5 protein-coding genes are annotated in these 5,629 nt (G+C 73.5%); 1 reads left to right on the top strand and 4 read right to left on the bottom strand.

The genetic code is table 11. The annotated features are described in order from the left end of the window. Positions 1-391: glycosyltransferase family 2 protein (locus VGL20_17505; protein HEY2705482.1), on the top strand; the 391-nt coding region annotated here is incomplete at its 5' end. 15 nt (positions 392-406) lie between these two features. Here VGL20_17505 and VGL20_17500 read toward each other — a convergent pair. The 4 genes from VGL20_17500 to VGL20_17485 all read right to left on the bottom strand — a co-directional run bounded on the left by VGL20_17500 (position 407) and on the right by VGL20_17485 (position 5,429). Continuing rightward, on the bottom strand, positions 407-1,366 hold the full coding sequence (locus tag VGL20_17500; GenBank protein ID HEY2705481.1) for a glycosyltransferase family A protein: 960 nt from the start codon (positions 1,364-1,366) through the stop codon (positions 407-409). A 25-nt stretch (positions 1,367-1,391) separates the two neighbouring features. Next, on the bottom strand, positions 1,392-2,246 hold the full coding sequence (locus VGL20_17495) for a glycosyltransferase family 2 protein (GenBank protein ID HEY2705480.1): 855 nt from the start codon (positions 2,244-2,246) through the stop codon (positions 1,392-1,394). A 20-nt stretch (positions 2,247-2,266) separates the two neighbouring features. Continuing rightward, complete coding sequence (locus VGL20_17490; GenBank protein ID HEY2705479.1) at positions 2,267-4,117, bottom strand: alpha/beta fold hydrolase; 1,851 nt, start codon at positions 4,115-4,117, stop codon at positions 2,267-2,269. Positions 4,118-4,247: 130 nt separating this feature from the next. Beyond that, entirely contained in the window at positions 4,248-5,429 is a 1,182-nt protein-coding gene (locus tag VGL20_17485) for a GDSL-type esterase/lipase family protein (GenBank protein HEY2705478.1), read from the bottom strand. Between the last annotated feature and the right edge of the window lie 200 nt (positions 5,430-5,629).

The raw sequence follows: 5,629 nt of genomic DNA, 5'->3' as shown, positions 1-5,629 counted from the left end.
GGTGGGTGGCGAGAACCAGCCCGCCGACCACCTCGACATCTCCCACTACTTCGGCATGGGACGCTGCACCCGCACCGTCAGCGCGGTCACCGGCGCCTGCCTGATGGTCAAGCGATCGCTCTGGGAGGAGGTGGGCGGTTTCGACGAGCGGCTGCGGGTGATGTACAACGACATCGACTTCTGCCTGCGGCTGCGCGACCGCGGCTACCGCAACGTCTACTCCCCGCTCGCGGAGCTGGTCCACCATCACTCGGCGAGTCGCAGCCGCAGCCTCGTCCTCCCCGAGGACACCGGCCTCTTCATCCAGCGCTGGGACCCGCTGCGTCCGGGTGGTGCGGACCCCTACATCTCGCCGCACATCGACTCCTTCAAGGAGCTGTCGTACCGGTAGCCGGTCGGACCGGGATCAGCGGTCGGCGGGGCGGGGCTGGATCAGCCGGTAGACCGCCCGGAGCGGGCGGTGCAGGCCGGTGCGGCGGAGGCCGCGGTAGGCGCGCAGCACCGGTGACGTCCGCAGCGAGTCCAGCTGGAGGCGGGCGGCGGCGAGCTCGGCGGCCAGGGCGGCGGCGCGGGCGGTCTCGGCGGCGAGTGCCTGGCGCTCCCGCTCCGCAGCGGACGCGAGGGTGCGCAGCTCCGCCTCGGTCAGCACCAGGGTCTCGCCGGCGGCCCTCTCCAGGATCGCCGCGCGGGCGCGCTCGCGCACCGCCTCGACCTCGGCAGCGACCCCGGCGGCGCCGCGGGCGCTGCGGAGCTCGGCCACCGGGTGGGGCACCGAGGCGACCTCGTGCCGGCGGCAGAGCCGGCGCAGCAGCTCCCACTCCTCGAGCGCCTCCAGGCTCTCGTCGAAGCGGATGCCGGCGCCGGCGAGGTCGGCGCGCCGGTACACCGCGGCGAGCGGCTGGAGGGGGCCGTCGAGGAGCAGGCGGATGCGATCGAGGGGCTCGGGCGCCCAGGTCGCCTTGTGCTCGGCGACGAATCCGTGCGCGGTCAGCCGCCCCGAGCAGCGGACGGTGGCGCCGCAGGCGGCGCTCAGCTGCGGCCGGGCGGTGAGCTCGCCGATCAGCACGGCGGCGAACTGCGGATAGAGCACGTCGCCGTCGTCGAGGACGCAGACGAACTCGCCGCCGGCCGCGTCGAGGCCGGCATTGAGCAGGTGTCCGCGGGTGCGGCCGGCGTCCTCCACCACCACCACCCGGGTCTCGACGAGGCCGCGCAGGTGGCGGGTGAGCTCGCCCACCCGCCCGGGGTGGGCGGGGTCGGCGCTCTGCACCACCACCACCGCGCGGACCGCGGCATGGGTGAGCGCCGCCACCGAGTAGAGCGCGTCGCGCAGCAGCGGGAGGCGGCCGTCGCGGGTGGCGATCACGACGTCGAGGCGCCCGGGCTCGTGGCTACCAGCGGAGCGGGGCATAGTTGTAGTCGGGCAGGTCGACGATCCGCGGATGGGACAGCGCCAGGGTCTCCGGCCTGATCGACCCGAAGGCGCGCAGGGCGCGGCCCGCCAGCTCCCCCGGTGCGGAGGCGCGGATCATCTCGGTGTAGCGCTGCACCGCGCTGGCTCCGAAGTACCGCTGGCGGAGGAAGAGCCCGCCGACGTAGCCGTGGTAGATCTCGCCGCTGAGGTCCTTGCCGTGGTCGGCGTGCTGGGTCACGTGCACGCACCGCGCCGAGGGCTCGAGGATGCAGCTGTGGCCCGCCAGCCAGCAGCGCCAGCTGAGGTCGACGTCCTCGCAGTAGAGGAAGATGCGGTCGTCGAAACCGCCCACCTCCCGGAACGCGGAGGTGCGCACCAGCAGGCAGGCGGCGCTGCACCAGCTGGTCGCCCCGGTATCCGGGTCGTACGCCTTGGGATGCTCGTTGGGGAACTGGCAGGCCTCGACCAGGGCCGCCTCCGGCGTCGCCCGGGCGCGCTCGACCAGGCGCAGCAGGCAGTCGTGGAAGGGGATCGCGTCGGGGTTGAGCAGGAGCAGGAGGTCGGTGCCGGCATCCGCCCCGCCGGCGAGCAGGTTGTGCGCCCGGCCGAACCCCAGGTTGCCGCCGGCCGAGTCCTCGTACTCGATCGCGAGGTCGGGCGCCAGCCGGTCGAGCACGGCGCGGCTCTCGTCGCCGGGGCTGTTGTTCAGCATCCGCACCCGCAGCCGGTCGCGCGGATACTCGAGCAGCTCGAGGCCCCGGACCAGTCTGGGCAGCCAGCGGGAGGACTGGTGGAGCACCACCTGGACCGCGACCGAGGGGGTGCTGTCCATCCCGCGGGATGATGCCACAGCTACTGGGCGCGGTACCCGTCGAGGAAGCTGAAGATCTCGTGGAGGTCGTAGGGGATGGGGATGTCGTGGCCCAGCCCGACCATCGGCACCGACGAGACGTGGGGGCCGTGGATGGTGGGCGGCCCGGCGTGCAGGTCCTTGGTGCCCCACCACATCTGGTACGGGATGTTGATCGTCTGCGGGGGATTGGTGGCGCCCGACGGAAGGATCGTGTCCAGGTGCTCGGTGGTCGGGAGGTGGCTGAAGGGAAGCAGGCCGACGGCGGCGGACACCGAGCCGGGCGCGGCGGCGGCGACGTAGCTGAGCAGGGTGAGCGTGCCCATCGAGCAGCCGACCAGGGTGACCGGACGGTCCGGGCTGTACTTCGCCTTCAGCGCCATCACGGCGGCGACGGCGGCCCGGTTCCCCCAGGTGGTCGGGCCGCCCTCGTCGGTGAAGATGACCTGGTAGCCGTCCGCGGCCGCCGCGCTGAGCAGGTCGGGCAGGGCCGGCTTCAGCGGCGACTCGCCGAGGCCGTGGAGGTAGATGAGCACCGGCTTCGGACGCTGTGCCGCGGCGGCGGCCGTGAACGGCCGGGCGGTGATCGGCAGGAGGCGCGGCACCAGGATCGCCGGCGAGGCTGCGATGGTGGCGGGGCGGCCGACGGTGGCGGCCGAGGCGATCACCTGGCCGGGAGCGGCGCCGCGCTCCATCCCGTAGGCGCCGAGGGCGGCGAGGACGCCGGCGATGGCGCCGGCCGCGGCGGTCACCATGATCCGGCGCGGAAGGACCAGGCCGCCCGCTCCGGCGAGGGCGCCGAGGCGGACCCGCTGCCGGGACAGGGTGCCCCGCATCCGCATCCCCGGCGCCTCGACGAAGTGCCAGGAGACGAGCGCGAGGCAGACCGTCAGCGGCGTGGAGACGAGGAAGAGGGTGAACGGCGCGATGTGGCCGCGGGCGATGCTGATCACCGCCTGCTGCATCGGGAAGGCGAGCAGGTACATGCCGTAGGAGGGGTCACGGCGCTGGAAGGCTCCGGCCACCAGCGGGATCCGCAGCCGCGCCAGGTACACCACCTCGTAGGGGAGCACCGCGTAGCTGACCCACGGCGCCCAGGGATGGCCGAGCGACACGATCCACACGGCGGCGAGACCCAGCGCGATGAACCAGCGCCGGGGGATGCGGTCGCGGTGGGCGTAGAGAACCGCGCCGACCACGAAGTAGCGGGTGAAGATCTCCAGGTAGGTGGTCACGAGCCAGGTGACCGGCATCATCGCGCCCAGCCGGTCCCAGGGCAGCGCCGCGAGGCCGAGCAGCACCACGGTGCCCGCGGTGCGGTGGCGGCGGAGCATCACCAGCCCCAGCACCGGGACCAGGAAGTACAGGGTGACCTCGTAGCAGAGCGTCCAGATCGAGCCGTTGACGGCGGTGAAGGGGTTGTGGCCGGGGCCGAAGACGCCGGGCAGGTCGTACAGCGGGTGGAACAGCATCAGGTTCTGGGTGACGTACTCGTGCGTCTGCGAGGAGTGGAGGTAGTCACCGATCGGGACGGTGGTCATCAGCGGGCCGACCACCAGTGCTCCGAAGAGGAGCGCGAAGGCCAGGCCGGGCATGATCCGCATGAAGCGCTTGAAGAAGAAGAGGAACCACCGCGGGTTCGCCTTCCAGCTGCTGAGCAGCAGGTGGCCGCTCATGATGAAGAAGGTGTAGACGGCGATGGTGCCGATGTCCGTGTAGCCGAGGAAGGCGGTGAGCGGAGGCGGCTGGCCGACCAGGCGGTAGGAGTGGTCGAAGATCACCAACGCCGCCGCGATGACGCGGATCAGCGTGAAGTTGTTCGACCTCTCGAGACCCCTCCGGTCCCCGGACACGGGGTGTCCCTCGGTACGGCCCGCCACAGTGCTCGTCATCACCTCACCTGACCCGGAACTGCCGGTTGCCCTGAATTCGGCACTGTATGGAACGATCAGGCACCCTGCTAGCTTGCGGTATGTGCCCCGATCAGGTGATCGGAACCGCGTCCGGGGGCGGTGGCGGCGTCGCCCGCGGCGGCGTGTCACCAAGGTGATCGAGGATCGCGAGCAGCCGCTCCAGGTTCCACGGAAGGAACTCGTGGGGCCCGCCGGGCCACATCTCGCTCTGCCCCCGGGGCTCGGGCGGCGGCGCCGGGTCCGGGGCCGGCCGCGACGGCGGGCCCCACTCCCCGCCGGCCGGCAGCCGTGGGGCGGGGTGGGCGCCGGGGCCTCGCTGACCCTGGCGCTGCAGCACCGCCACCACCTCGGGCTCGATGCGCTGCGCCATCCGCCAGTAGCCGAGGGCGGTGGGGTGGATCCAGTCGGTGAGGTCGTCGCGGCCGAAGCCGCGCTCGACGTCGAGCACCAGCCCGGCCTGGTAGCGGCTGGCCAGCTGGCTCAGGGCGGCGTCCCAGTTGGACAGGTACCGCTGCCTCGTGTACCCGGGCGAGGGACCCTGGCACGGGTCGGCCTCGCAGTCGACGTGGGTGCCCACCACCAGCACCGGGACGCCGGTGCCGGTGACCCGGGCGAGCAGGCGGTCGAGGTCCGCCGCCGTCTGCGACACCGGCCAGCCGCGCTGCACCTCGTTGCTCCCGAAGGACAGGATCACCAGCCGCGGGTGCCGGGCGAGCAGCGCGGGCAGCTGCAGCGACGCCGGGCGCGGGTGGTGAGGCTCGGAGGCGGGGTCGAGGACCTCCCGGGCGGTGGTCCCGCTGATCCCCGCGTTGATGACGGGCACGCCGAGGTCCTGCTCCACGTACCAGGGATAGCTGTGGGCCGGGGCGGGACCGTAGGGGGCGGACGAGGCGCCGCGGCCCCAGCCGAAGGTGAGGCTGTCGCCGAGGGCGATGATCGGGTTGGGGCCGGTCGTGGGCGCGGCGGCGGTCGACGACGGCGGCGGCGGCGGCGCGGGGGGTGGTTGCCACACCGCCACCGGCCGGGGGGCGATCACCGGGGCCGCCGGCGCGCTCTCCGCGGCCCGCGCCCGCTCCCTGGCCAGCGCGGAGACCACCGCGGAGACCGAGTGGGCCACCGGGTCGGGCGCCGCCGGGGCGGTGTCGCCGGTCCGCGGCGGGCTCAGCGCGCCGGCGGGCACGCTCCCGGCGCCGCAGCCCGCGATGGCGGCGGCGGAGGCGAGGGCGCAGAGCACAAGGAGGAGTCGCGGCATGAAGCGATCACATTGTCCAGGGTACGGGGACTGCACCACAACCTGGATCTCGCGAAACCCCTGGCAATGCCACAAAGCCCACGACTGTGACGGGGGATCAGCGGGCGGTGGGCGCCATTCCCAGCGGCGCCAGCGCGGCCACCAGGGAGCGGTCGCCGTCGAGCGGCACCACCTCGCCGCGGGCTCCGAGCCCGGCCGCG

Source organism: Candidatus Dormiibacterota bacterium, from assembly GCA_036495095.1.
GTDB lineage: Bacteria > Chloroflexota > Dormibacteria > Aeolococcales > Aeolococcaceae > CF-96.
The sequence above is the reverse complement of the archived record's forward strand: the minus strand, read 5'-3'. Positions and strand labels throughout refer to the sequence as shown.

Excerpts from the sequence above, each read along its gene's own strand:
- VGL20_17485 (HEY2705478.1), bottom strand. The coding sequence starts at position 5,429 with ATGCCGCGACTCCTCCTTGTGCTCTGCGCCCTCGCCTCCGCCGCCGCC.
- VGL20_17495 (HEY2705480.1), bottom strand. The coding sequence starts at position 2,246 with ATGGACAGCACCCCCTCGGTCGCGGTCCAGGTGGTGCTCCACCAGTCC.